Source organism: Pseudomonas sp. F9001 (assembly GCF_013385435.1).
In the GTDB taxonomy this organism is placed as follows: domain Bacteria; phylum Pseudomonadota; class Gammaproteobacteria; order Pseudomonadales; family Pseudomonadaceae; genus Aquipseudomonas.
This window is the reverse complement of the sequence record NZ_JACAPX010000029.1, coordinates 37,221-61,804: the sequence shown is the minus strand read 5'-3', so window position 1 is coordinate 61,804 and position 24,584 is coordinate 37,221. Positions and strand designations below refer to the sequence as shown.

The following is a 24,584-nucleotide window of genomic DNA, read 5'->3' as shown; positions in this document are numbered from 1 at the left end:
CCACCGGCACTGAACGCTGCGCGCAGCACGCAGGGACTTCGTTCGCCCTGAAAAAAGCCGGCAGTCACTTGCCTGGCGCCCTATAAGACCAACAAGAAGGCACACCCATGTTGATATTCCTGAGCTACGCCATGATCGTCTGCTTCATGTACCTGATCATGAGCAAGCGCCTGTCACCGCTGGTGGCGCTGCTGCTGGTACCGATCGTCTTCGGCTGCCTGGCCGGCTTCGCCCCGCAACTGGGCGGCATGATGTACGACGGCCTGAAGATGCTCGCCCCCACCGGCATCATGCTGACGTTCGCGATCCTGTATTTCTGCCTGATGACCGACGCAGGACTGTTCAACCCGCTGATCAAAGTGATCCTGCGCCTGGTCAAGGGCGACCCGCGCAAGATCGTGGTCGGTACCGCCGTACTTGGCCTGTGTGTAGGCCTGGATGGCGACGGCGCCACCACTTACATCATTGCGACCGCTGCGTTTTTGCCGCTGTACCGGCTGACCGGCATCCGCCTGCAAGTCATGGCCACCGTGCTGCTGATGTCGATTGGCGTGATGAATATCCTGCCGTGGGGCGGGCCGTTTTCCCGGGCGGCCAGTGCGATGCATGTGGACATCACCGAGCTGTTCGTGAGCATGGTACCGATCATGCTGGCCGGTGCAGTGTGGGTGTTGTTCGCCGCCTGGTGGCTGGGGCGCATGGAGTTCCGCCGCCTGGGCAAAGTGAGCATCAGCGAGGAAGAAGTGCTCAAGGGCTATGCGCATATTCGCCTGAGCGATCCGCGTTTTCTGTTCAACGTGGTGCTGACCATCGCCCTGATCACCTGCATGATGATCAGCCTGATGCCCTTGCCGATCCTGTTCATGATCGCCTTCGGCCTGGCCTGCCTGGTCAACTTCCCGTCCATCAAGCAGCAAAAGGAAGTCATCGCGCGGCATGCCGACAACGTGATGGCGGTGACCTTGCTGATCTTTGCCGCGGGGATTTTTGTCGGGATCATGGGCGGCACCGGCATGGTCAAGGCGATCTCCGACAACCTGATCGCGCTGCTGCCGCAACAGTCCGGGCCTTACCTGTCGGTGATCACCGCGCTGCTGAGCATGCCGTTCACCTATGTGCTGTCCAACGATGCATTCTATTTCGGCGTACTGCCCATCTGGGCACAGACCGCTGCCCACTACGGAATTGATGCGAAGGAAATGGCGATTGCCTCGCTGATCGGTCAGCCGGTGCACTTGCTCAGCCCGTTGGTGGCCTCGACGTACCTGCTGTGCGGCCTGCTGGACATCGACTACGGCGACAACCAGCGCGTCTCGCTGAAATGGACCGTGGGCACGGTGATGGTGATGTTGCTGGCGGCGATTGCGATAGGTGCAATCACCGTCATCAACTGAGGAACGACTGTCGCGGGCGGGACAGTCGCCTTTGCCGCCCGACGCGCTGGGCGCATGCCCTGGCCGCCGAGGCGATGTTTGAAACGTTGAAGGCTCGCCAGGGTATTTGAACAAGGCCACACAGCCCTATTAAATCAAGGCGAACACCCACCCGTGACAACTTCCCTCCTGAAAGAATCAGGCGAGTGTCAGGTGCTTTGTCGGTGATCTCCACCACGCAGCCACTCACGGGGACCGCCTGGCTGATTTGAAAGGTTGCGCTACCGGCAGGGATAAAACTGGCCACGTTGGCGCAGCTGCGAAATCAGACATCACTGCCCACTCGTCGCCTGCCGATACTGGCGCGGCGTAAACCCGGTCAACGCCTTGAACTGCCGGGTAAACGCACTGTGGTCGGTGTACCCGCACTGCAACGCCACCTCAGTGATCGGCAGCTCGGTATGCAGCAGCCGGTGCGCATGTTCCAGGCGTACCTTCTGGATCATCTGGCGCGGTGTCAGGTGGAACACGCGCTTGCAGTAGCGCTCCAGTTGCGCCACGGAAATCCCGGCGATCCGCGTCAGTTCACCCAACGTGACCCGCCGATTGAAATGCGCCCGGATGTGCTCGTCCACCGCCGCCAGCCGTTGATAGGCCGGGTGGGTTTCGCTGGCGGTTTGCAGGTCGACCGAGATGCCCGCCAGGCCGATGATTGCAGCGTCGCGGCTGTACAGCGGCCATTTGTGGGTCAGGCACCAACCCGGCTCGCGGGTACCGTAGAGGTGCAGTTCCAACTGGTCTTCGAGGACAAATCCCTGCTCCAGCACCCGCCGATCCTGCTCGGTATAGCCGGGCCCCAACTGCGCGGGAAATACCTCGGCGCTGGTTTTTCCCAACAGCGGTTGCAAGTCCTTCAAGCCGCACCGCTGCACCAGGGTGCGGTTGGCCAATACGTAGCGCGCCTGCACGTCCTTGATAAAGATCGCGGCATTGGGAATCACGTCCAGCATCGGCAACAGCAACCCCACGCCGGCCAGTAATTCTTCGATGGTCTGTGGACGATTCGACTCGCTCCCTTGGCATAGGGTCGCGAACGCGCTCTGCATCATGACGCTCTCTCCTGCATTTTGCGGACAGGCCAGGCGCCCGGCGGGCGGTGCCTGGCGAGCAGATTGCCGCATGGCGGTAGCCCTGTCGAGCACTCGCAATTGTGCTGATTTCGTCATCGCAGCCTGCGCAAAACATCAATCGCGGCGCCGTTGATGGGTTCACTGTATGGCCACTGCATGCCTATCCAATAACCCACAAGAAGGCGCCGCCATGTCAGCCCAAGGCAAGTTCAAGAAACAGCTTTCATTGATCGACCTCACCTTTATCGGACTGGGAGCGATCTTCGGTTCGGGCTGGCTGTTCGCGGCCAGTCACGTCTCCGCCATCGCCGGACCGGCGGGGATTTTTTCCTGGTTGCTGGGCGGCTTCGCCGTGTTGCTGCTGGGCATTGTGTATTGCGAACTGGGGGCGGCATTGCCCCGCGCCGGCGGCGTGGTGCGCTACCCGGTCTATTCCCACGGCCCGCTGCTGGGCTACCTGATGGGCTTTATCACGCTGATCGCGTTTTCAAGCCTGGTGGCAATTGAAGTGGTCGCCTCGCGCCAATACGCCGCGGCGTGGTTTCCCGAGTTGACGCAGGCGGGTTCCAGCAACCCCACCGTCCTCGGCTGGTTCGTGCAGTTTGCGCTGCTCTCGCTGTTTTTCGCCCTCAACTACCGCAGCGTGAAGACCTTCGCCATGGCCAATAACCTGGTCAGCGTGTTCAAGTTCATCGTGCCGCTGCTGGTGATCGGCGTGCTGTTCACCTTTTTTAAGCCGGAGAATTTCCACGCCCAGGGCTTCGCGCCGTTCGGCCTGTCGGGGATTGAAATGGCCGTGTCTGCCGGCGGGGTGATTTTCGCCTACCTGGGTCTGACGCCAATCATCTCGGTGGCCAGCGAAGTGAAGAACCCGCAACGCACCATTCCGATTGCACTGATCCTGTCGGTGCTGCTCTCCACTGCAATCTACGTGCTGTTGCAGACCGCTTTCCTCGGCGGCATCCCCACCGAAATGCTCGCCAACGGCTGGGCCGGCGTCGCCAAGGAACTGGCCCTGCCGTACCGCGACATCGCGCTCGCCCTGGGCGTGGGCTGGCTGGCGTACCTGGTGGTCGCCGACGCCGTGATCTCCCCCAGCGGCTGCGGCAATATCTACATGAACGCCACGCCACGGGTGATCTACGGCTGGGCGCAAACCGGAACCTTCTTCAAGATCTTCACCCGCATCGACGAAAAGTCCGGCATCCCGCGCCCGGCGCTGTGGCTGACCTTTGGCCTGTCGGTGTTCTGGACGCTGCCCTTCCCGTCGTGGGAGGCGCTGATCAACGTGGTGTCCGCCGCGCTGGTGTTGAGCTACGCCGTGGCGCCGGTATCCGTGGCCGCCCTGCGCCGCAATGCGCCTGACCTGCCGCGCCCGTTCCGGGTCAAGTGGATGGGCCTGCTCGGCCCGCTGTCGTTCATCATCGCCGCGCTGATCGTCTACTGGTCCGGCTGGAGCACCGTGTCGTGGCTGCTCGGCCTGCAAATCCTGATGTTCGTGGTGTACCTGCTGTGCGGCCGTTTTGTGCCGACCCTGCACCTGAGCCTGGGCCGCCAGGTTCGCTCCTCCGCCTGGCTGATCGGCTTCTACGCCGTGACCATCATCCTGTCGAAACTCGGCAGCTTCGGTGGCCTGGGCATCCTCAGCCACCCGTTCGACACCGTGGTCGTCGCCGCTTGCGCGCTGGGGATTTATTACTGGGGCGCGGCCACCGGCGTGCCGGCGCACCTGGTTCGCCTGGAAACCGAAGACGACGAAAGCGAAGCCCCTGAGCCCGATATCGGCCGGGCACAGCTGGCTTCCTGAGCCTCAGCCAACCACTGGATGGATTGTTCTATGAAACGAGTGCACATCATTGATTCCCACACCGGCGGCGAGCCCACGCGCCTGGTGATGACGGGGTTCCCGACGCTGGCCGGCGAGACCATGGTCGACAAACTCGACGACCTGCGCACCCGGCATGACCAATGGCGCAGGGCGTGCCTGCTGGAGCCCCGTGGCAACGATGTTCTGGTGGGCGCGCTGTATTGCGCGCCGGTCTCGGCCGATGCCACCTGCGGCGTGATTTTCTTCAATAACGCCGGCTACCTCGGCATGTGCGGCCACGGCACCATCGGCCTGGTTGCCTCGTTGCACCACTTGGGGCAGATCGCGCCGGGGGTGCACAAGATCGACACGCCGGTCGGCCCGGTGAGCGCCACGTTGCACGCCGACGGCGCGGTCACGTTGCGCAATGTGCCCGCCTATCGCTATCGCCAGCATGTCTCGGTGCAAGTGCCTGGACATGGCTTGGTCTACGGCGATATCGCCTGGGGCGGCAATTGGTTCTTCCTGGTTTCCGATCATGGCCAAGCGCTGGAAATGGACAACGTCGAAGCCCTGACCGACTACACCTGGACAATGCTCAAGGCCCTCGAAGCCCAGGGCATCCACGGCGAAGACGGCGCCCTGATCGACCATATCGAACTGTTCGCCGACCACCCCCAGGCCGACAGCCGCAACTTTGTCATGTGCCCAGGCAAGGCCTACGACCGCTCGCCCTGCGGCACCGGCACCAGCGCCAAGCTCGCATGCCTGGCGGCCGACGGGAAACTCGCCGCCGGTGAGCCGTGGATACAAGCCAGCATCACCGGCAGCCAATTCGAAGGCAGCTATGAATGGGAGGGCGAACGTGTGCGCCCTTCCATCACCGGCCGCGCCTACATGACCGCCGACAGTACCTTGCTGATCGACGAACAGGACCCTTTCGCGTGGGGCATCTGAACCGCCCCCGCCCCTTCAATCAAACTGGAGCTGAAACAATGAATACCACTATCTTCACCGGTTGCATCCCTGCATTGATGACGCCGTGCACCGCCCAGCGCAAACCGGACTTTGACGCACTGGTCGCCAAGGGCCGCGAACTGATCGATATCGGCATGAGCGCGGTGGTGTACTGCGGCTCCATGGGCGACTGGCCGTTGCTGACCGAGGCCGAGCGCCAGGAAGGCGTGGCGCGCCTGGTGGCCGCCGGTGTGCCGACCATCGTCGGCACCGGCGCGGTCAACAGCCGTGAAGCCGTGGCCCATGCAGCGCACGCGGCGAAGGTCGGCGCCCATGGTTTGATGGTCATCCCGCGGGTGCTGTCCCGTGGCGCATCGGCGACGGCGCAAAAGGATCACTTTGCAGCCATCCTCAAGGCCGCGCCAAACCTGCCGGCGGTGATCTACAACAGCCCTTACTACGGCTTCGCCACCCGCGCCGACCTGTTCTTCGAACTGCGTCGCGAGTACCCGAACCTGATCGGCTTCAAGGAATTCGGCGGTGCTGCAGACCTGCGCTACGCGGCCGAACACATCACCTCCAAGGACGATGACGTGACCTTGATGGTCGGCGTGGACACCCAAGTGGTGCACGGTTTCGTCAACTGCAACGCCACCGGCGCAATCACCGGCATCGGCAATGCACTGCCACGGGAAGTCCTGCAATTGGTGGCCCTGAGCAAGAAAGCCGCCAAGGGCGACGCCACTGCACGTCGCCAGGCGCGGGAGTTGGAGTCGGCGCTGGCGGCGCTGTCGTCCTTCGACGAAGGCTGCGACCTGGTGCTGTTCTACAAGCATCTGATGGTGCTCAACGGCGACAAGGAATACACCCTGCACTTCAACGACACCGATGCCCTCAGCGATGCCCAGCGTCGTTATGCAGAGAACCAGTACGCGCTGTTCCGCCAGTGGTACGCCAACTGGTCGGCCGAGCAGAACGTCGTTTAACACTATTCAAGGCAGCAAAGATCAAATGTGGGAGCTGTCGAGTTCCGGCGAGGCTGCGATGGGATCACTGCGGTGTACCTGCCAGACCGCAGCGCCTGCATCGCAGCCTCGCTGGGGCTCGACAGCTCCCACAGTGGATTCTCTTCGCCAAGCCCATCTTTACTTTCCAGGACTACGCCATGACTCTGACGGGCACCATGCTGATTGGTCAGCACTCCATTCCAGGCAGCCGCGAGGCCATCCGGGCGATCAATCCTGCCACCAACCTTGCGTTGGAACCCGCCTACGCCGGCGGCACCGCCGAACATGTCGAACACGCCTGTGCGTTGGCCTGGAGCGCCTTCGATAGCTATCGCGAAACGCCGTTGGCCGCTCGCACCGAATTCCTTGAAACCATCGCCAACGAAATCGAAGCCCTGGGCGATGAACTGATTGAACGGGCAATGGCCGAGACAGGCCTGCCCCGCCCACGCATCCAGGGCGAACGCGGGCGCACCTGCCAGCAATTGCGCACCTTTGCCCGCACCGTGCGCGCGGGTGAATGGCTGGATGTGCGGGTGGATACTGCACAACCGGACCGCCAGCCGCTGCCTCGCTCGGACCTGCGTCAACGCCACGTACCGCTGGGGCCGGTGGCCGTGTTCGGCGCGAGCAATTTTCCGCTGGCATTCTCGGTGGCGGGCGGTGATACAGCGTCGGCACTGGCGGCCGGTTGCCCGGTGATCGTGAAGGCACACGGCGCGCATCCTGGCACCAGCGAACTGGTGGGCCGCGCGGTGGCCCGGGCCGTTCAGCAATGTGGCCTGCCTGAGGGTGTGTTTTCGCTGTTGTATGGCTCGGGCCGCGAGGTCGGTATCGCGCTGGTCTGCGATCCGCGCATCAAGGCCGTGGGTTTCACCGGCTCGCGCAGCGGCGGTATTGCCTTGTGCCAGGCGGCCCAGGCGCGCCCCGAGCCGATCCCGGTGTATGCAGAGATGAGTTCGATCAATCCGGTCTACCTGTTTCCCGCTGCGCTGAGCGCACGCGGTGAAGCATTGGCACAAGGTTTTGTCGCGTCCCTGACCCAGGGTGCCGGCCAGTTCTGCACCAACCCCGGGCTGGTGATTGCCGTTGCAGGGCAAGCGCTGGACCACTTCGTCGGCACGGCTGCCAACCTGCTTCGATACAGCACTGCCCAGACCATGCTGACACCGGGGATCTTCAAGGCTTACGAAGACGGCGTCAGCGCCCTGACCCGGCATGCTCAGCTCGCAGGTACCGGTCTGCCGGCCGAAGGGCCGAACCAGGGACAGGCCCATTTGTTCGTGACCCAGGCCCGGGACTTTCTCGCCAATCACAGCCTGCAAGCCGAGATATTCGGCGCCACGTCATTGATCGTGCAATGTGCCAACGTCGATGAGGTCCGCCAGGTCAGCGAACACCTGGAGGGCCAACTGACCGCAACCCTGCATCTGGATGACGACGACCTGGCAACTGCCCGCGCGCTGCTGCCGACCCTGGAACGCAAGGCCGGCCGCCTGCTGGTCAACGGCTGGCCGACCGGCGTTGAAGTGTGTGATGCGATGGTGCACGGCGGACCATTCCCGGCCACCTCGGACTCACGCACCACCTCGGTGGGCACCGCCGCGATCCTGCGATTCCTGCGGCCGGTGTGCTACCAGGATTTCCCGGATAGCTTGCTGCCGACGGCCCTGCAACACGGCAACCCATTGCTGCTGCGGCGCTTGCTCGACGGTCAGAGGGAAGCCTAGAACATGTCCGATAACGTCATGCCAGACGTCGCCGTAGTGGGCGCCGGCATCATCGGCGTCGCCTGCGCGCTGCAACTGGCGCGCCAGGGCCGGCGGGTGGTCATCATCGATCAGCAGGAACCCGGCCACGGCGCCTCGTTCGGCAATGCCGGCCACCTGGCGACCGAGCAAGTGTTCCCCATCGCGGATGCGTCGATCCTGTCGCGTTTGCCCGCCATGCTCATGGACCCGATGGGCCCGCTGCGCCTGGACTGGAAATACCTGCCGCGTGCACTGCCATGGTTTACCCGGCTGCTGCTGAACCTGCGCCCGGCGCCCTTCCAGCGCACCGTCGCCGGGATCCGCGCGCTCAATGAAGGCAGCCTGGGCGCCTGGCACCGGCTGCTGGGCAGCATCGAGCGCCCGCACCTGATGCGCGAAGACGGCTCGTTGCTGGTCTTCGAGCGCGCCGAGTCGCGACAGGCCATTGATGCATTGCAGGCACGCATGAGTCAGCAGGAAGTGCCGGTGGACCACTGGCACGCCAGCGTGGTGCAGGACGCGGCGCCACAACTCAGCAAAGGGATTCAGGGCGGGTTGTTCTTTCCTCGCACCGGGCATTTTCTCGATCCCTATGGGGTGGTTTGCGAGCTGATGGAAGCGGCCAAGGCCAGCGGGGTGCAATTTCTCAAGCGCCAGGTCGTGGGCGGGAAGCTGGACGAGCACGGTGTTTCATTGCGGACCGACCAAGGCACCGTGGCCGCGCGCCAGGTGTTGATCGCATGCGGTGCGCACTCAGCCAGCCTGACCGGCGCACTGACTGGCAAAAAGGTCCCGCTGGATACAGAGCGCGGCTATCACCTGATGTTGCCCCATGAGCATGGACGGTTGCCGTTTGCGGTCACGTCATTGGAGCGCAAGTTCATCATGACGCCAATGGACGGCGGATTGCGGCTGGCAGGTACCGTGGAGTTCGCCGGCCTTGATCGCCCACCGAACATGGAACGCGCGTGGCAGTTGCATCGACTGAGCCAGGGGCTGTTTCGTCGTGACTTGAGTGCCGAGGACGCGACGCCGTGGATGGGGTTTCGCCCTTCCCTGCCGGACTCGCTGCCGATTATCGACAAGGTGTGCGAGGGCAAGGTGCTGCTTGCCTTTGGGCATCAGCATCTGGGCCTGACGCAGGCTGCGGTGACGGCGGAGTTGATTGCACGGCTGGCATCGCCTGCGGCCGCGTCCAACGGGCTGCCGGCGCTTGAGCCCTACCGGCTGGATCGTTTCTGAGATCATCGGAAACGTCTTGCTACTGTTTCGCACTTTCGGCGATACAAGGCAGGTCATTATCGTGCATGACCTTACGGTTACGCTCCGTTGAGAACCTGCCTTGAACAACCACACCTGTATGCAGCCCCGTCCATCGATGCGCAGAACGCTCCGAAGCGTTGCTTGCGGCATGCTCGCCCTATTGCTCTGCACGACAGCCCTGGCAGAACCGGGCATGCCGCTTGGCCAGAAATCATTCGAAGCGTATCGCACCGCTACCTTGCAATGGCTGCGGGACCATCGTGATTTCCAGGGCATCGACAAGGATGCCGAACTCAACTGGAACGCCCCGCAGGAATGGCGCCCGGCTGGTGCCCCCAAGCGCGGGATCATTCTCGTGCATGGCCTGGGCGACTCACCCTGGTCTTTCCACGATATCGGCAGCGCACTGGCCGCCCGCGGCTTCCTGGTCAGGACCGTGCTGCTGCCTGGCCACGGCACGCAACCGGCCGACATGCTGCAGGTGCGCATGGAAGACTGGCGCCGGGTGGTGGACGAACAGGCTGCGATCCTTCGCGCAGAGGTGGGAGAAATCTACCTCGGCGGCTTTTCCACCGGCGCCAACCTGGTACTCGACTACGCCTACAAACACGACGACGTCGCGGGGCTGCTGCTGTTCTCTCCCGCGTTCCAGTCCAGCATGACCTACGACTGGCTGACACCCCTGATCAGTTGGGCGCGCCCCTGGCTGCTGGCGCCAGACGCCAGCCGGCCACAACAGAGCCTGGTGCGCTACATGACAGTGCCCACCAACGGTTTTGCCCAGTTCTACCGCAGCAGCCGGCTAGCCCGCCAGGACCTGGAGCGGCGCCCCTATGACAAGCCGGTATTCATTGCCGTCGCAGCCCACGACTCAGTACTCGATACGCACTACGTGCTGGAGACCTTCCAGCAACGCTTCAGCAACCCCCATAGCCGCCTCGCCTGGTACGGCACATTGCCAGAGAGCGCCTGGGATACCCGCCGTGTAAAAGCGCGTACCGACTACCTGCCGGAGTTGCGGATCAGCCAGTTCTCCCACATGGGGTTGCTGTTCTCACCCGACAACGCTCTGTATGGCGAACAGGGCAGCCTGCGGTTTTGCTGGAACGGCCAGACGGACGACGCAACCCGCGCCTGCGAACAAGGGGCCGACGTGTGGTATTCGGACTGGGGCTACCGTGAGCCGGGCAAGATGCACGCGCGGTTGACGTTCAATCCGTATTTCACCTGGCAGCTTGGGGTGATTGACGAGGTCCTGGGCAAGCAGGACCTGGCGAGTCATTAAACGGCAAATCCGGTAAACCGCGTTTATCCCGCGACGCCCAGGAACGGCAGCGCCAGGTACAACTTGATCACGATCGCATTGGTGATATCGATGAAAAAGGCGCCCACCATCGGCACCACCAGAAATGCAATCTGCGATGGCCCGAAACGCTGGGTCACCGCCTGCATGTTCGCAATGGCAGTTGGCGTGGCACCGAGCCCGAAACCGCAGTGCCCCGCCGCCAGGACCGCCGCGTCATAGTTGCTCCCCATCACCCGGAACGTCACGAAAATCGCAAACAGCGCCATCATCAACGCCTGCGCAGCCAGCAGGATGAAAATCGGCAGGGCCAGCGCGGCGAGGTCCCAGAGCTTGAGCGACATCAATGCAATCGCCAGGAACAACGACAGGCTGACATTCCCTAGCACCGAGACTTCGCGCTCGAATACCTGGTGCCAGCCCAGCGCCGACAGGCCATTACGCAACACCACACCGACAAACAAGACACACACAAACGTCGGCAGCTCAAAGGCCGTGCCCTGGATAAAACCGCTGAGGAACGTGCCCACTTGCAGGCTGATGGCGAGCAGCGCCAGGGTCTCGATAAAGGAGAAGGAGGTGATCATGCGCTCTTGATTCGGCTGCTCGAATCCTTTTGGCCCACGCGGTTGTACCGGCGCCAGGGCGGGCGTCTGGACGCGCTTGATCAGCAGGCGAGCGACCGGGCCGCCAATCAGGCCGCCGAGCACCAGGCCAAAGGTCGCGGAAGCAATGGCCAGTTCGGACGCCGACGCCACGCCATACTTCTCGCTGAACACCGCGCCCCAGGCCGCGCCGGTCCCGTGCCCACCCGACAGCGTAATGGAGCCCGCCAACAACCCCATCAACGGATCGAGCCCCAGCGCCTTGGCCAGCGCAATCCCCATCGCGTTCTGGACCACCAGGAGCGCCGTCACCACCAGCAGGAAAATCCCCAGCACCCGCCCGCCTTTCTTCAGGCTGGCGAAATCCGCATTCAAACCAATGGTGGCAAAGAAAGCCAACATCAGTGGCGTCTGCAGCGACGAATCAAACCGGACCTCAATGCCAGCGAGCATACGCAGGACCAGGAGCAGCACCGCCACCACTAAACCGCCGGCCACCGGCTCCGGAATATTGTAAGTGCGCAGGAAACCGACTCGAGCGACCAGCCCGCGCCCAAGTAAAAGCACCAGGGAGGCGGCGACCAGCGTTGAATAGAAGTCGAGTTGAAGCATGGGGCAGCTCTCTGTAGTTATTTATGACGAATCGGGGCAGGCCTATCGATCCTTCGGAACAACACAGGAAGAGTAGTAGTACGACGCCATCTTTAACCTCGGAAAAGTCCTAACGTTGCCGAACGGAATCCCCAAGACATTCAGGCGAAAGACTTGCGAAGCGCAATCTGAAGGGGCAAGACGAGAAAATCGAGTGCATGACAAGGGCTGCAGAACTGCGTCTGGACGGGCGCTTTACAGGTCCGCGGCATCCTGCCGACTCAGCGCCCATTCGAATCTGCCCTACCTGGCCGTGCTTCTGTGTTGGCCAATGATTACCAAGGGACAATTGCGGCCGCTCTGTTGCTGGGCGTCGCAACGGCGCTGGCCGCGAACCTATACCCTGGGAATAAATATTCCCAATAAAAAAGCCCGCTCAATGCGGGCTTTTTTTCCATGATTATCCGGAAAAAGGTATGGGTTCAACCATATAGCAATCAACGCAGTCTGAAGTGATGACGTTATCCAGGATCAGAGGGGATTCGGTCGCAGGTCGAAGGAACCCCGTACGAATGGATGCGGTATAGACCCCAACGTTTACTGTATTGAGGCGAGCCCTTGCGTTAATCGACACACAATCAATGCTGTAATTCATCCCCATCCCCAAGCCGCAATTTTCACCACCTGAATTAATCACGCGGGTAGAGTCCTGCCCCTCGATGACGACACCCCAGGCGGTCTGTTCAGGATCGACACCTGGCTCTGTAGCCGTGCAATAACTATCAAGAATGGTGTTGTACTCACCACCGTTGTCCAGCAGCAGCATGCAGCGCCCAGTCCAGTCGACCGACGTGATGTTCTCGATCACACAGTGTTGTGCGTAGTGCAGATGCAGCCCTACCGCAGCGTCCCCGGTGAATTCAAGGTTGCGGATGTACACGTTTTTAATCGGGTCACATAAAGCCACGATTGCGCCCTGGGGATGATCACGTTTGATTACGCGATTAACAATCAATGAGTTAGCCAGCACATAAATAACCTGGCGAACCTCCAGCGGGCCGTCGAGTGGCATCGGGTAGGTTGCAAAATCGGTTGAAGCATCCGAGATGACGATCCAGGAACCGTTTGTGTACGGAGTGGTATCAGCCACGGAGATTTCGGTCGTATTGACGTAGGCCGGCGCGGTCAGATAACTGCCCGGGCGAACATTACCCTGGTAGTCGATGGCGGCATAACTCGGATCTGTTGGGTCCAGCGGGTTACGACCGATCCCTGAAACGTCGATAGTGACCTTATCGATCCCTGGTGCTGGCTCGATGATCTGCCCACTGTAGGGCCAATTGTCATCACGGTTTAGCAGGACTGTTGTCCCGATTGGGCAGTCAGTGCCATTGATTTGAATCCAGCGGTATCCGGCCTTCATCACCGACTGGAGTTGAGGACCGTTATCCGCAGAGGGATCCGGCGTAAAAACATAAGGGGTATCGCTGTAAATTGACATATGACTTCTCCTGATTTCCCATGGCCATTTTTTGGCGAAACAACTGTACATGCATACAGCTAAAAATTCTACGAAAGCAGCACCCTCTAGCTATTGCCCACCGACGCCGACATACGCATCACGCGTATCGGGCGCGTGATCTACGTTGTGGCGTTCAGGGAGGCTCATGGGAGACGGGAAAAGAAGATGCCGAAGCACGCTCGAAAGAAGCACAACGGGATAAATCGACAAGCCAGGAAGGGACGCCGAATTGTCATTTTGAGGAGGTAGGTTGCAAAGGCTTCGCAAATCGCAACAAAAAAGGGCGCACCTTTCGGTGAGCCCTTCCAGACCGCCCAGCAAAGCGGATTCTGTTTGGTCGGCGCGATAGGACTCGAGCCAGCGCCCCCCACCATTTGAAGGTGATCCCGAGAAATCTGCAACCGATTGATCCATAGGGGAAAATTCGCCCTTTGAAAGGCTACGAATTTCCCGTTTAACCTTACAAGAATCATTAACTTAGCGTTGTCTATTCCTACAGTAATCAACCATTCACAGTGTCCTGCCGAACCGAGCAACTCGAAATCCTCTCACTACACCGAAACACGTCTACAATTTCAGCAATTCGAACGGATCTTCGATTACCGCGATACAAAGGAACCATCATGCCACTTATCAATTTTCGAACACGTTTCGCGCTTTCGGCAAGCTTGCCATGACAAGTTGACTATTCTGGCGCGCAGATGGGCGGCATGATGCTGCCTCAAAAGGCGCTCAAGACAATAAATAATGCATGAAGTGTGCTTTTTTAAGTTTTGTTACTACAGGGATAGTCGAACATGCTTTTATTTTTATCAGCTGTTTTACTGTGCATTCCACTAAGAATATTCGTGCCTGCTCTTGGCGTTGAAATTGCGCCGTCTGACTTGCTATGCCTACTTATCCTCCCTTACATACTAATCATTCACCACAAGATAAATAAGTGGCTTCTGCTCAGCATAATTTTCTCTTTCATCTCACTTATATACATACAATTATTTATCCAGCCGGGAAACATCGCCAGATCTATTTTATCCATAGCGTTTTTCTTCAAGCCATACCTGGTCTATTTGCTGGGTAGAAACATTGGAGAGTCAAGCATTCACCCTGACAGGTTCAACAAGACATTAATCTATCTACTCACGGCAACCGCGCTTGCAGCAACGGTTGACGCGATTTTCATGAAGGGCCACGTTACTATATTTACTGAATTTGAGCGTATCCCAGGCGAAGTCATTTACGGCGCCGTCTTCGACCCTACATTTTTCGGTATGAAATTTCATGGTAGCAATGGAATAAATGGAATAGCTGTATTTTTTTCGACGGCATTCATGATTTGTCTAGCGCTAGGCGTAATCATGAAACCCAAAAAAAGCATACGGATTATTTCGTACACTGGAATGTTGTGCAGCTTGATACTCGTCCTAGGCAGTGGATCTAGACAAGCTGCATTTGGTTTAATCGTTAGTTGCTTATGTTGCTTCTTCGCGGGAAAAATGACAGTCGGCAGGATATTTAGAGCTGCTCTATACATCACGCTTGCCATCGTTACATCTGCAACCATAATAGCGATTTTTTCAGACTACTTTATTGAATTATTCGCCAAAATACTTTTGATGACAGACAACATCTACTCTGGAAATTGGGATGGGGTTTCATCAGGAAGATTAGGCCTGTACATGATAATTATTGATGACTTAATAAGCAGCCCGATATTCGGTACTGGCTTTGGTGGCTATGGGCTTTTTAACTCTGAGCTTGGCTACTTCGATAACGATGTGAGCACATCAGGTTATACGCCACACAATCAATATTTAGGTGCCATTTGGAAAATGGGAGGTCTTGCTGGATTGTTCTATCTGATATTCCTGTGGAGCATCGTAAAACCTTTCTTCAAAATCCCTCAAAGCGATGAATTTCAAAAGAGATTTTACATTGCAATGATGGCAATGGTCATACCATTCTTTACTGTATTCAATGTATTTCAAGATGGTCTTTCTTCCCCATCTACAGGCCCTATATTTCTGCTGATAATGGGTTTCTACTGGCGACGCGCATTCAACTTAAGCTCAAAAAATAATTCAACAATGCCTGCCCAACCTCACGCTGCACTCCATCCGTTAAATTAAAATAAAAGCATAAGCGGTACTATGCGAACGTATAGTCTTTTTAGAGCGCCTCGCGAGAAGTTATGACTGCCAGTCTTAGGCAGCCTTCGTGTCGGGGGAAATAGAAAGCCATTCAGGGGTTAATTTTTGAGAGAAGAAGGCCAAGACTCGGCCTTCTTCGCACTACCTCTTAAATGACATTAAAACATTGAGAGGCGAACAAACTCATAACACAGCTAGAGCTTATGATAAACCCCGCTTGCTAAAGATAAAGCAATCAACGTTCTCTGGACTCTCGTATGTGTCAAGAATTAGAGGACGTTCCGTTCTCGGCCGGATATAACCACTTCGGATAGAGTGGGTATATACGCCGACATTTACATTATTCCTGCGTGCTCTTGCATCGACAGCTACGCTATCAATACAGTAATTCATTGCACTGCCATTACCGCAAAATTCACCGCCGCTATTCACCATCCGGGATGAATCCTGACCTTCCATGACTACACCCCAGGCATTTTGTGTTGGCCCACCACCAGCCTCTGTCCCGGTACAGTAGCAATCAATGACTGAGTTATTACTACCGCCGTTATCAATGAGAACAAGCGACCGCCCAGTCCAGTTAACAGAGGTAATATCTTGAATAGTGCAATGCTGGCCGTAGTGAATATGAACTCCGACAGCAGAGTTCCCAGTGAACTCCAGGCCTCGAATTATAACGTTACGAATCGGCACGCACGTAGCAACAATGGCTCCATCCGGATGTCCTTTTTTGAGAACATTGTTGATCACCAGCGACCCGCTGAATACTCGAATAACCTGCCGAACTTCCATAGGTCCATCAAGTGGAAGCGGCTGCTTATGGAAGTCTGTTGAAGCATCGGAAATTACAATCCAGTCCCCAGCCACATATTTTGTCGGATCATCGACAAAAATTTCATTCTGATTCAGAAAAGCTTCCCGCGTTAAAAAACTTGCAGGCCGGACCTTCCCTTGATAATCAAACGCTGCATAGCTCGGATCGGTAGGTACTTCCGGATTTCGACCAATTCCGCTTGAGTCAATAAGCACCTTCTCGATGCCTGGTGCGGGCTCAATGACCAGACCGTGAACCGGGGTTAGGTCGGCCTTATTCAAGGGCACGGTAGTCTTGATCGGGCATACGTCGCGGTTAATTTGAATCCAGCGATATCCGGCTTGAATAATTGATCTGAGCTGAGGCCCATTGTCGAGCGTGGCGCTTGGCGTGAATACATATGGTGTTGCGTAGTACATAGACATGACTTCTCCTGATTAGTGGCTATCCTTAACCACTCGATATACTGTACATACATACAGCATAAAATCAAAGCGAAGCAGCCATATTTTTGTTTCGAGATTTCTCCGGCGTACGCCTGCCAAGCCGCAGCGCGGTCACGGCGTTCCCCCCATTCGTCGGTGATGGCGATAATTCGTTGAGCATGCGCTGAGTAAAGTTTGGCTCTACGGACTGCATGAAATCCTGTTGTCGCTCAGGCAGAAGCGCCGCCTTCAAGATCCCGTTGACCCGCTCTGCCAAAGCATTTTGGTAGCAGTCATAGCCGCCCGTCATGGAACACCGGATGCCGTGTTTCGCGTGCTGTTCCTGGTACATTCCCAAGCGATACTGGCCGGCTCTGTCCGAGTGATGAACCAGTGGCTGCGCGGTTTGAGCCTGATTCACGGCTCGACGTAACCTGCACTACCGACTCGGTGTGCAGACTTTCATGGACCTGGTAACCACGACCTTTCGCGAAAAAGCATCCGTCACAAGTCTCAGATAGGCCACACCTTCCTGAACGGGCAGCTAGGTGATGTCAGCTACCCGGATTTTTTCCGGACCGATTGGAACAACCTGATCAGGACCCGGTTTAAGTAGGTGCGGATAGCGCAGAAAGCGATGATGACTGTCGGTCGTCTTGTGCTACGCCCGCTCGCGGACCACCAGTAAACGCCTTCGGTGCAGGATCGAAAACAGCCGATCTCGCCCCACTTGCAGTTCAGTTGAGGCTGGCAACGCAGCAAGTGGTGCGGCTTTCGGGTACCCAGACGCGGCCGACGCTGACTTTTTTGTTGAACGAAGTCGGCAACTTTCTGATCCAGAACCAGGCGAGTTGCATCGGTGCGATTGCGTTTGCAGTAAGCCTGTCGGCTTATCCCCAAGCACTGGCAAGCCCTGCTGATGCTCAGGTTCTGGATTGGTTTATGCGCGAGGAATTGCCGGGACGCTTTTTTTACGACAGAGAGACCATAGGCGTTTTTCAAGACAGCCACGACCGCCTCGAAAAACTGCGCTTTCTGATTGGAAAACGCCAACTGTTCTTCAAGCATCTTTGATGCGTTGCCATGGCGTTAGTGGTCGGTTTCTGTCGGGCACAGAACCCATCCCGGCGAGCCAATCGATGTGCCGGGGCTCCACTCTTGCCGACCACGCTTGCGTAACCACGTCAGAACGGTGGTTTTGCCTTGAATCCGGTAGCGCTCTTGAGCCTATTTGCAGCCCAGCTCGCCGTTTCGACTTGGTCGACGACCGACAATTTAAAGGTCAGCGTGTAGTCTCGATGGCTACGCCTTTTTCCTGTCTCCATTACGCCCTCCTGGAAATAGATCAGAAGGTGTAGACCTCATTCAGGACGAAACACAGGCAACAAAAAAGGGCCCACCTTTCGGTGAGCCCTTCTAGACCGCCCAGCAGAGCGGATTTTGTTTGGTAGGCGCGATTGGACTCGAACCAACGACCCCCACCATGTCAAGGTGGTGCTCTAACCAACTGAGCTACGTGCCTGCTGTGAGGCGGCATTCTACGGAATTCCCGAGGGGTGTCAACACCTTTTTTGCAGCTAAGCCTATGAATATGCGAATTTTTTATTTGTGGCCAGCACAACGGTATTTTCCGGCGGCTGGCAGCGGATTTTCAACTCAGGTAGGATCGGCGCACTCGTAAAAAATATAAAACAGAGGTTCCAGGATGGCGAACACCCCCTACCCCCAGTCGTATTACGCCGCGTCTGCGAATGCGGTACCTCCTCGCCCAGAGCTGCAAGGTGAAGTTGAAACCGATGTGTGCGTGATTGGCGCCGGTTATACCGGCCTGTCCAGCGCGCTGTTCCTGCTGGAAAACGGCTTTCGCGTGACAGTGCTGGAAGCTGCCAAGGTAGGCTTTGGCGCGTCGGGCCGTAATGGTGGGCAGATCGTCAACAGCTACAGCCGTGATATCGATGTGATCGAGCGCAGTGTCGGCCCCCAGCAGGCGAAATTACTCGGCGACATGGCATTTGAAGGCGGCAGGATCATTCGGGAGCGGGTGGCCAAGTATCAGATCCAGTGCGATCTGAAGGACGGCGGTGTGTTCGCGGCACTGAACAGCAAGCACATGGACCACCTGGAGTCGCAGAAGCGCCTGTGGGAGCGCTACGGCCACACCCAGCTGGAGTTGCTGGACGAGCGGCGCATTCGCGAGGTGGTCGCCTGTGACAACTATGTGGGCGGCCTGCTCGACATGAGCGGCGGGCACATTCACCCGCTGAACCTGGCGCTGGGCGAAGCGGCAGCCGTGGAGTCCCTGGGCGGCACCATTTATGAGCAGTCGGCGGCGACTCGCATCGAGCGCGGCGCCAATCCGGTGGTGCATACGGCGCACGGCAAGGTCAGGGCCAAGTTCATTATTGTCGCGGGCAACGCCTATCTGGGGAACCTGGTTCCGGAACTGGCGGCCAAGTCGATGCCGTGTGGTACGCAGGTGATTACCACCGCGCCACTGGGCGATGAACTGGCGAAGACACTGCTGCCACAGGATTACTGCGTCGAAGACTGCAATTACCTGCTGGACTACTACCGCCTGACGAGCGACAAGCGCCTGATCTTCGGCGGTGGCGTGGTGTACGGCGCGCGTGACCCGGCGAATATCGAGGCGATCATCCGGCCGAAGATGCTCAAGGCCTTCCCGCAACTCAAGGACGTGAAGATCGACTACGCCTGGACAGGCAATTTCCTGCTGACCTTGTCGCGCCTGCCGCAGGTCGGTCGCCTGGGGGATAACATCTACTACTCCCAGGGCTGTAGCGGCCATGGCGTGACGTATACCCACTTGGCGGGCAAGGTACTGGCGGAAGCGCTAAGAGGCCAGGCAGAACGTTTTGATGCGTTTGCCGGCCTGCCGCACTACCCCTTCCCCGGCGGACAACTGTTGCGCACGCCGTTTGCGGCGCTGGGGGCCTGGTATTACGGGTTGCGGGACAAGCTGGGATTCTGAGCCCGGACCACGGGGCTGGCTTGCCGGCCCCTGTACTTGCCGCGCCGGCACCCAATCGCAGACACAAAAAACCCCGGTCTTTCGACCAGGGTCTTTGCTATCGATCCAACCAAGCCAGCGGCTTGCTTTGGCGTCTCAGGGCGTTCAGTGGGCCCTGGAACAGATATGGCGCAGCGGACGGGACTCGAACCCGCGACCCCCGGCGTGACAGGCCGGTATTCTAACCGACTGAACTACCGCTGCGTATCGCTCAGACTGCTGAAGTGTCACCTTCAACCGCCTTCAAACATCTGACTGACCAACCTTGGCTGTTCAATCTCAAATCTGAAACATCAGACCTGGAAAATATGGCGCAGCGGACGGGACTCGAACCCGCGACCCCCGGCGTGACAGGCCGGTATTCTAACCGACTGAACTACCGCTGCGCGTCGGTGCAACCTTTAACGTTGCGTCTTGCCCTAGGGCAAAACTCTCAAGAAGTGGTGGGTGATGACGGGATCGAACCGCCGACCCTCTGCTTGTAAGGCAGATGCTCTCCCAGCTGAGCTAATCACCCTTTGCTTCGTTGAGGCCGCGAAATTTACGCAGGTAGCGGACCTAAGTCAATAGCCTGCTTGAAGTTTTTCTGAAAAAGACAAAATTGCTTCAGGACCGCGACCCGCCCTACTCGGTGTAAATCATCTTCTTGCTCATGCCGCCGTCGACGACGAACTCTTGCCCGGTGACAAACCCGGCATTGCGCGACAGCAACCACGCCACCATCGCCGCTACGTCTTCCACAGTGCCTACCCTGCCCGCCGGGTGCTGGGCGTGATCCGCATCCGTCAGCGGCTCGGCACGGCGTGCAGCCGGGTCACGGGCATCGATCCAGCCCGGGCTGACGGCATTGACCCGTACTTCCGGCCCGAGGCTGATAGCCAACGCGTGGGTCAGGGCCAGCAAACCGCCCTTGCTCGCCGCATAGGCTTCGGTGTCCGGTTCCGACTGGCGTGCCCGGGTCGACGCCAGGTTGACGATGGCGCCGCCGTGGGCCCGCAGGTAGGGCGCACAGTGCTTGGCCAGCAACATGGGACCACTGAGGTTCACCGCCAGTACACGATTCCAGTAAGCCAGGTCGAGACTTTCCAGGGTGATGTTGCGCGGGTCGGCCACGGCGGCATTGCACACCAGCGCATCCAGGCGCCCGAACTGGCCAAGTACCTCGGCCACGCCCTGGGCAACCTGCCGCTCATCGGCCACGTCCATGGTAATAAACCAGGCGTTGTCGCCGAGCACCTTGGACACCTTGGAACCGCGCTCACGGTCCAGGTCCGTCAATACCACCTGCCAGCCTTCGCTGATCAACCAGGCGGCAATCCCCAGGCCGATGCCCCGCGCCGCGCCGGTCACCAGCGCGACCCGCCCGTTACTGGCGCTCGCCGCCTCCATGGACCACTCGATCACAGGGCAGCCAACCCACGGGCCAGGTCGGCCTGCAGGTCAGCGACGTCTTCCAGGCCCACGGCAATGCGGATCAGGCTGTCACGAATCCCGGCAGCTTCACGCTCCTGCGGCGCCAGGCGGCCGTGGGAGGTGGTGCTCGGGTGAGTGATAGTGGTCTTGCTGTCACCCAGGTTGGCGGTGATGGAGATCAGGCGAGTCGCATCGATAAAGCGCCAGGCGCCCTCTTTGCCGCCCTTGACCTCGAAACTCACCACGGCGCCGAAGCCACGCTGCTGGCGCTGGGCCAACTCGTGTTGCGGGTGGCTCTTGAGGCCGGCGTAGTGGACCTTCTCGATACCGTCCTGCTGCTCCAGCCACTCGGCCAGGGCCTGGGCGTTGGCACAATGGGCCTTCATCCGCAGGCTCAGGGTCTCCAGGCCTTTAAGGAAGATCCAGGCGTTGAACGGGCTCAGGGTCGGGCCGGCGGTGCGCAAGAAGCCCACCACTTCCTTCATCTGCTCGCTGCGGCCGGCAACCACGCCACCCATGCAACGGCCCTGGCCGTCGATGAACTTGGTGGCCGAGTGCACAACGATGTCTGCGCCCAGCTTCAGCGGCTGCTGCAATGCAGGGGTGCAGAAGCAGTTGTCGACGATCAGCATCGCGCCCTTGGCGTGGGCCACTTCAGACAATGCGGCAATGTCCACCAGCTCGGCCAACGGATTGGACGGCGACTCGACGAACAGCAATTTGGTGTTGGCCTTGATGGCCGCGTCCCAGCCGGACAGGTCCGCCAGCGGCACGTAGTCGACTTCAATACCAAAACGCTTGAAGTACTTTTCGAACAGGCTGATGGTCGAACCAAACACGCTGCGCGACACCAGGACGTGGTCGCCGGCGCTGCACAGGCTCATGACTACCGCGAGAATCGCGGCCATGCCCGTGGCAGTGGCGACAGCTTGCTCGGCGCCTTCCAGCGCGGCGATACGCTCTTCGAACGCGCGCACGGTCGGGTTGGTGTAACGCGAATAAACGTTGCCCGGCACTTCACCGGCAAAACGCGCAGCGGCGTCGGCCGCAGTGCGGAACACATAGCTGGAGGTAAAGAACATCGGGTCACCGTGCTCACCTTCCGGGGTGCGGTGCTGGCCGGCGCGCACAGCCAGGGTATCGAAAGCTACGCCATCGAGGTCGCTGTCCAAGCGACCGGCATCCCATTCCTGACTCATGCTCTACTCCTCAACTCGAATGCTTTATCAAAGATACAAAACCGGCCCCTCAGGGCCGGTGTCTACTCAGTTGTTGTACAGGTCGATGATCGCGCTGACCGCCTGGGTCTTGATCTTCGAGGAATCGTTACGGGCCTGCTCGATCTTGTTCAGGTAGGCCTCGTCGACATCGCCGGTGACGTACTTGCCGTCGAACACCGCGCAATCGAACTCCTCGATCTTGATCTTGCCACCACCGACGGCTTCGATCAGGTCCGGCAGGTCCTGGTAGATCAGCCAGTCGGCGCCGATCAGGTCCGCAACGTCCTGGGTCGAACGATTGTGGGCGATCAGTTCGTGGGCGCTCGGCATGTCGATGCCGTACACGTTCGGGTAACGCACGGCAGGCGCGGCGGAACAGAAGTAAACGTTCTTCGCACCGGCTTCGCGGGCCATCTGGATGATCTGCTTGCAGGTGGTGCCGCGTACGATGGAGTCATCCACCAGCATCACGTTCTTGCCGCGGAACTCCAGCTCGATCGCGTTGAGCTTCTGGCGCACCGACTTCTTGCGCGCAGCCTGGCCAGGCATGATGAAGGTACGGCCGATGTAACGGTTCTTGACGAAGCCTTCGCGGAATTTCACGCCCAGGTGGTTCGCCAACTCCAGCGCAGCGGTGCGGCTGGTGTCCGGGATCGGGATAACCACGTCGATGTCGTGATCCGGGCGCTCGCGCAGGATCTTGTCCGCCAGCTTCTCGCCCATGCGCAGGCGCGCCTTGTACACCGAAACACCGTCGATGATCGAATCCGGACGCGCCAGGTAGACGTGTTCGAAGATGCACGGGGTGAGTTTCGGGTTCAGTGCGCACTGACGGGTGTGCAGCTTGCCGTCTTCAGTGATGTAGACCGCTTCGCCCGGCGCCAGGTCGCGAATCAGGGTAAAGCCCAGCACGTCCAGGGACACGCTTTCGGAAGCGATCATGTACTCGACGCCTTCGTCGGTATGACGCTGGCCGAACACGATCGGGCGGATGCCGTGGGGGTCGCGGAAACCGACGATACCGTAGCCGGTCACCATCGCCACTACCGCATAGCCACCGACGCAACGGTTGTGCACGTCAGTCACGGCAGCGAACACGTCTTCTTCGGTCGGCTGCAGCTTGCCGCGCTGGGCCAGTTCGTGGGCGAACACGTTCAGCAGTACTTCGGAGTCCGAGTTGGTGTTGACGTGGCGCAGGTCAGATTCGTAAATCTCCTTGGCCAGTTGTTCAACGTTGGTCAGGTTGCCGTTGTGCGCCAGGGTGATGCCATAGGGCGAGTTGACGTAGAACGGCTGGGCTTCGGCCGAGGTCGAGCTGCCCGCTGTCGGGTAGCGCACGTGGCCAATGCCCATGTGCCCGACCAGGCGCTGCATGTGGCGCTGATGGAACACGTCACGCACCAGACCATTGTCCTTGCGCAGGAATAACCGGCCGTCGTGGCTGGTCACAATACCGGCAGCATCCTGGCCGCGGTGCTGGAGGACGGTTAGCGCGTCATACAGCGCCTGATTCACGTTCGACTTACCGACGATACCGACGATGCCACACATGCGACGCAACCCCTACTTAATGAATCTTGACTGAACACAACTTACTGAGGCGTTTTGGCCGGCAAGAGGTGTTCCTTGAACGGAAGATCAGCGGGTACGCTGATCCCGCTGGCCAGCCACTGACTGCTCCACCCCAAAATGAGGTTTTTGGACCAATCTGCAACCAATAGAAATTTTGGCACGAGTACCGACTCCTGCCACCACGAATCCTGCTGTACCGGCCCCAGGCTCAACAGCCCGACCGCCACGACCACCAGCAAGCCGCCACGCGCGGCGCCGAAGGCCATGCCGAGAAATCGATCGGTCCCGGAGAGGCCGGTGACGCGTATCAATTCGCCGATAAGATAATTGACCATTGCCCCCACCAACAACGTGGCGATGAACATGATGGCGCAGCCCGCGATGACGCGAGCCGAAGGTGTCTCGATGTATCCGGCCAGGTAGACAGACAATGAACCGCCGAACATCCAGGCTACAACTCCTGCGATGATCCATGTCAGCAGCGACAATGCTTCTTTGACGAAGCCGCGGCTCAGACTGATCAAAGCGGAGATGGCGACGATTGCAACGATCGCCCAATCAACCCAGGTAAATGGCACAGTTCAGCCTACAGACGGATAAGGCGGCGCATTTTAGCAGAGCGCTGGGCTATCGGTAAGCTGTGATTGGCAGTGCAT

At 59.0% G+C, this 24,584-nt stretch carries 17 protein-coding genes, 4 tRNA genes and 1 pseudogene; 9 read left to right on the top strand and 13 right to left on the bottom strand.

Annotated elements, in window-relative coordinates:
- Nucleotides 1–107: 107 nt before the first annotated feature.
- Nucleotides 108–1,394 (top strand): CitMHS family transporter, encoded by a 1,287-nt coding sequence (locus HX818_RS24250; RefSeq protein ID WP_177020888.1) that lies wholly within the window; start codon nt 108–110, stop codon nt 1,392–1,394.
- A gap of 311 nt (nt 1,395–1,705) precedes the next feature.
- On the opposite strand, the gene HX818_RS24245 is transcribed toward HX818_RS24250, so the two are convergent.
- The gene (locus HX818_RS24245) at nt 1,706–2,482 is read right to left on the bottom strand and encodes an AraC family transcriptional regulator (RefSeq protein ID WP_003220000.1); all 777 of its coding nucleotides are present in this window, start codon (nt 2,480–2,482) and stop codon (nt 1,706–1,708) included.
- Nucleotides 2,483–2,693: 211 nt separating this feature from the next.
- Here HX818_RS24245 and HX818_RS24240 point away from each other — a divergent pair, with 211 nt between their 5' ends.
- The 6 genes from HX818_RS24240 (at nt 2,694) to HX818_RS24215 (ending at nt 10,573) form a co-directional block, all read left to right on the top strand.
- Nucleotides 2,694–4,310 carry an APC family permease gene (locus HX818_RS24240; protein WP_177020887.1) on the top strand — a complete coding sequence of 539 codons (1,617 nt, stop codon included), beginning with the start codon at nt 2,694–2,696 and terminating at the stop codon, nt 4,308–4,310.
- Nucleotides 4,311–4,340: 30 nt separating this feature from the next.
- On the top strand, nt 4,341–5,267 hold the full coding sequence (locus HX818_RS24235) for a 4-hydroxyproline epimerase (protein WP_177020886.1): 927 nt from the start codon (nt 4,341–4,343) through the stop codon (nt 5,265–5,267).
- A 38-nt stretch (nt 5,268–5,305) separates the two neighbouring features.
- On the top strand, nt 5,306–6,253 hold the full coding sequence (locus HX818_RS24230; RefSeq protein ID WP_177020885.1) for a dihydrodipicolinate synthase family protein: 948 nt from the start codon (nt 5,306–5,308) through the stop codon (nt 6,251–6,253).
- A 179-nt stretch (nt 6,254–6,432) separates the two neighbouring features.
- Nucleotides 6,433–8,004 carry an aldehyde dehydrogenase (NADP(+)) gene (locus tag HX818_RS24225; protein WP_177020884.1) on the top strand — a complete coding sequence of 524 codons (1,572 nt, stop codon included), beginning with the start codon at nt 6,433–6,435 and terminating at the stop codon, nt 8,002–8,004.
- A gap of 3 nt (nt 8,005–8,007) precedes the next feature.
- Nucleotides 8,008–9,267 (top strand): FAD-binding oxidoreductase, encoded by a 1,260-nt coding sequence (locus tag HX818_RS24220; RefSeq protein WP_177020883.1) that lies wholly within the window; start codon nt 8,008–8,010, stop codon nt 9,265–9,267.
- 169 nt (nt 9,268–9,436) lie between these two features.
- A complete protein-coding gene (locus HX818_RS24215) occupies nt 9,437–10,573 on the top strand; it encodes an alpha/beta fold hydrolase (protein ID WP_177020882.1) in 1,137 nt (378 codons plus the stop codon).
- Nucleotides 10,574–10,596: 23 nt separating this feature from the next.
- Here the strand turns inward: HX818_RS24215 and gltS are convergent, their stop codons facing one another.
- Together gltS and HX818_RS24205 are read right to left on the bottom strand one after the other, a co-directional pair.
- Entirely contained in the window at nt 10,597–11,808 is a 1,212-nt protein-coding gene (gene gltS, locus HX818_RS24210; protein WP_008438737.1) for a sodium/glutamate symporter, read from the bottom strand.
- A 439-nt stretch (nt 11,809–12,247) separates the two neighbouring features.
- Complete coding sequence (locus HX818_RS24205) at nt 12,248–13,288, bottom strand: hypothetical protein (protein WP_177009384.1); 1,041 nt, start codon at nt 13,286–13,288, stop codon at nt 12,248–12,250.
- Between the two features lie 818 nt (nt 13,289–14,106).
- Here HX818_RS24205 and HX818_RS24200 point away from each other — a divergent pair.
- Nucleotides 14,107–15,435, top strand: a complete 1,329-nt coding sequence (locus tag HX818_RS24200; RefSeq protein WP_177020881.1) for an O-antigen ligase — start codon at nt 14,107–14,109, stop codon at nt 15,433–15,435.
- Between the two features lie 222 nt (nt 15,436–15,657).
- Here HX818_RS24200 and HX818_RS24195 read toward each other — a convergent pair whose 3' ends face one another.
- From HX818_RS24195 to HX818_RS24180, 3 genes and pseudogenes are all read right to left on the bottom strand, one after another.
- Complete coding sequence (locus HX818_RS24195) at nt 15,658–16,695, bottom strand: right-handed parallel beta-helix repeat-containing protein (protein WP_177020880.1); 1,038 nt, start codon at nt 16,693–16,695, stop codon at nt 15,658–15,660.
- A gap of 199 nt (nt 16,696–16,894) precedes the next feature.
- A pseudogene (locus HX818_RS31305) lies at nt 16,895–18,020 on the bottom strand (IS3 family transposase); the annotation flags it as partial.
- A gap of 120 nt (nt 18,021–18,140) precedes the next feature.
- Nucleotides 18,141–18,217 (bottom strand) — tRNA-Val (locus HX818_RS24180).
- 183 nt (nt 18,218–18,400) lie between these two features.
- Between HX818_RS24180 and HX818_RS24175 the strand changes: the two genes are divergently transcribed.
- The gene (locus tag HX818_RS24175) at nt 18,401–19,684 is read left to right on the top strand and encodes an FAD-binding oxidoreductase (protein WP_177020877.1); all 1,284 of its coding nucleotides are present in this window, start codon (nt 18,401–18,403) and stop codon (nt 19,682–19,684) included.
- A gap of 166 nt (nt 19,685–19,850) precedes the next feature.
- Here the strand turns inward: HX818_RS24175 and HX818_RS24170 are convergent.
- The 7 genes from HX818_RS24170 to HX818_RS24140 all read right to left on the bottom strand — a co-directional run bounded on the left by HX818_RS24170 (nt 19,851) and on the right by HX818_RS24140 (nt 24,506).
- Nucleotides 19,851–19,927: transfer RNA gene (locus HX818_RS24170), tRNA-Asp, on the bottom strand.
- Nucleotides 19,928–20,032: 105 nt separating this feature from the next.
- Nucleotides 20,033–20,109, bottom strand: a tRNA-Asp gene (locus HX818_RS24165).
- A 55-nt stretch (nt 20,110–20,164) separates the two neighbouring features.
- Nucleotides 20,165–20,240 (bottom strand) — tRNA-Val (locus HX818_RS24160).
- 107 nt (nt 20,241–20,347) lie between these two features.
- Nucleotides 20,348–21,112: an SDR family oxidoreductase gene (locus tag HX818_RS24155; RefSeq protein WP_003212687.1), complete on the bottom strand. Its 765-nt coding sequence runs from the start codon at nt 21,110–21,112 to the stop codon at nt 20,348–20,350.
- An 11-nt stretch (nt 21,113–21,123) separates the two neighbouring features.
- Nucleotides 21,124–22,335 (bottom strand): O-succinylhomoserine sulfhydrylase, encoded by a 1,212-nt coding sequence (locus HX818_RS24150; protein ID WP_008438742.1) that lies wholly within the window; start codon nt 22,333–22,335, stop codon nt 21,124–21,126.
- A 66-nt stretch (nt 22,336–22,401) separates the two neighbouring features.
- Complete coding sequence (gene purF / locus HX818_RS24145) at nt 22,402–23,907, bottom strand: amidophosphoribosyltransferase (RefSeq protein ID WP_003212683.1); 1,506 nt, start codon at nt 23,905–23,907, stop codon at nt 22,402–22,404.
- Nucleotides 23,908–23,948: 41 nt separating this feature from the next.
- On the bottom strand, nt 23,949–24,506 hold the full coding sequence (locus tag HX818_RS24140; RefSeq protein ID WP_003212681.1) for a CvpA family protein: 558 nt from the start codon (nt 24,504–24,506) through the stop codon (nt 23,949–23,951).
- Nucleotides 24,507–24,584: the final 78 nt, after the last annotated feature.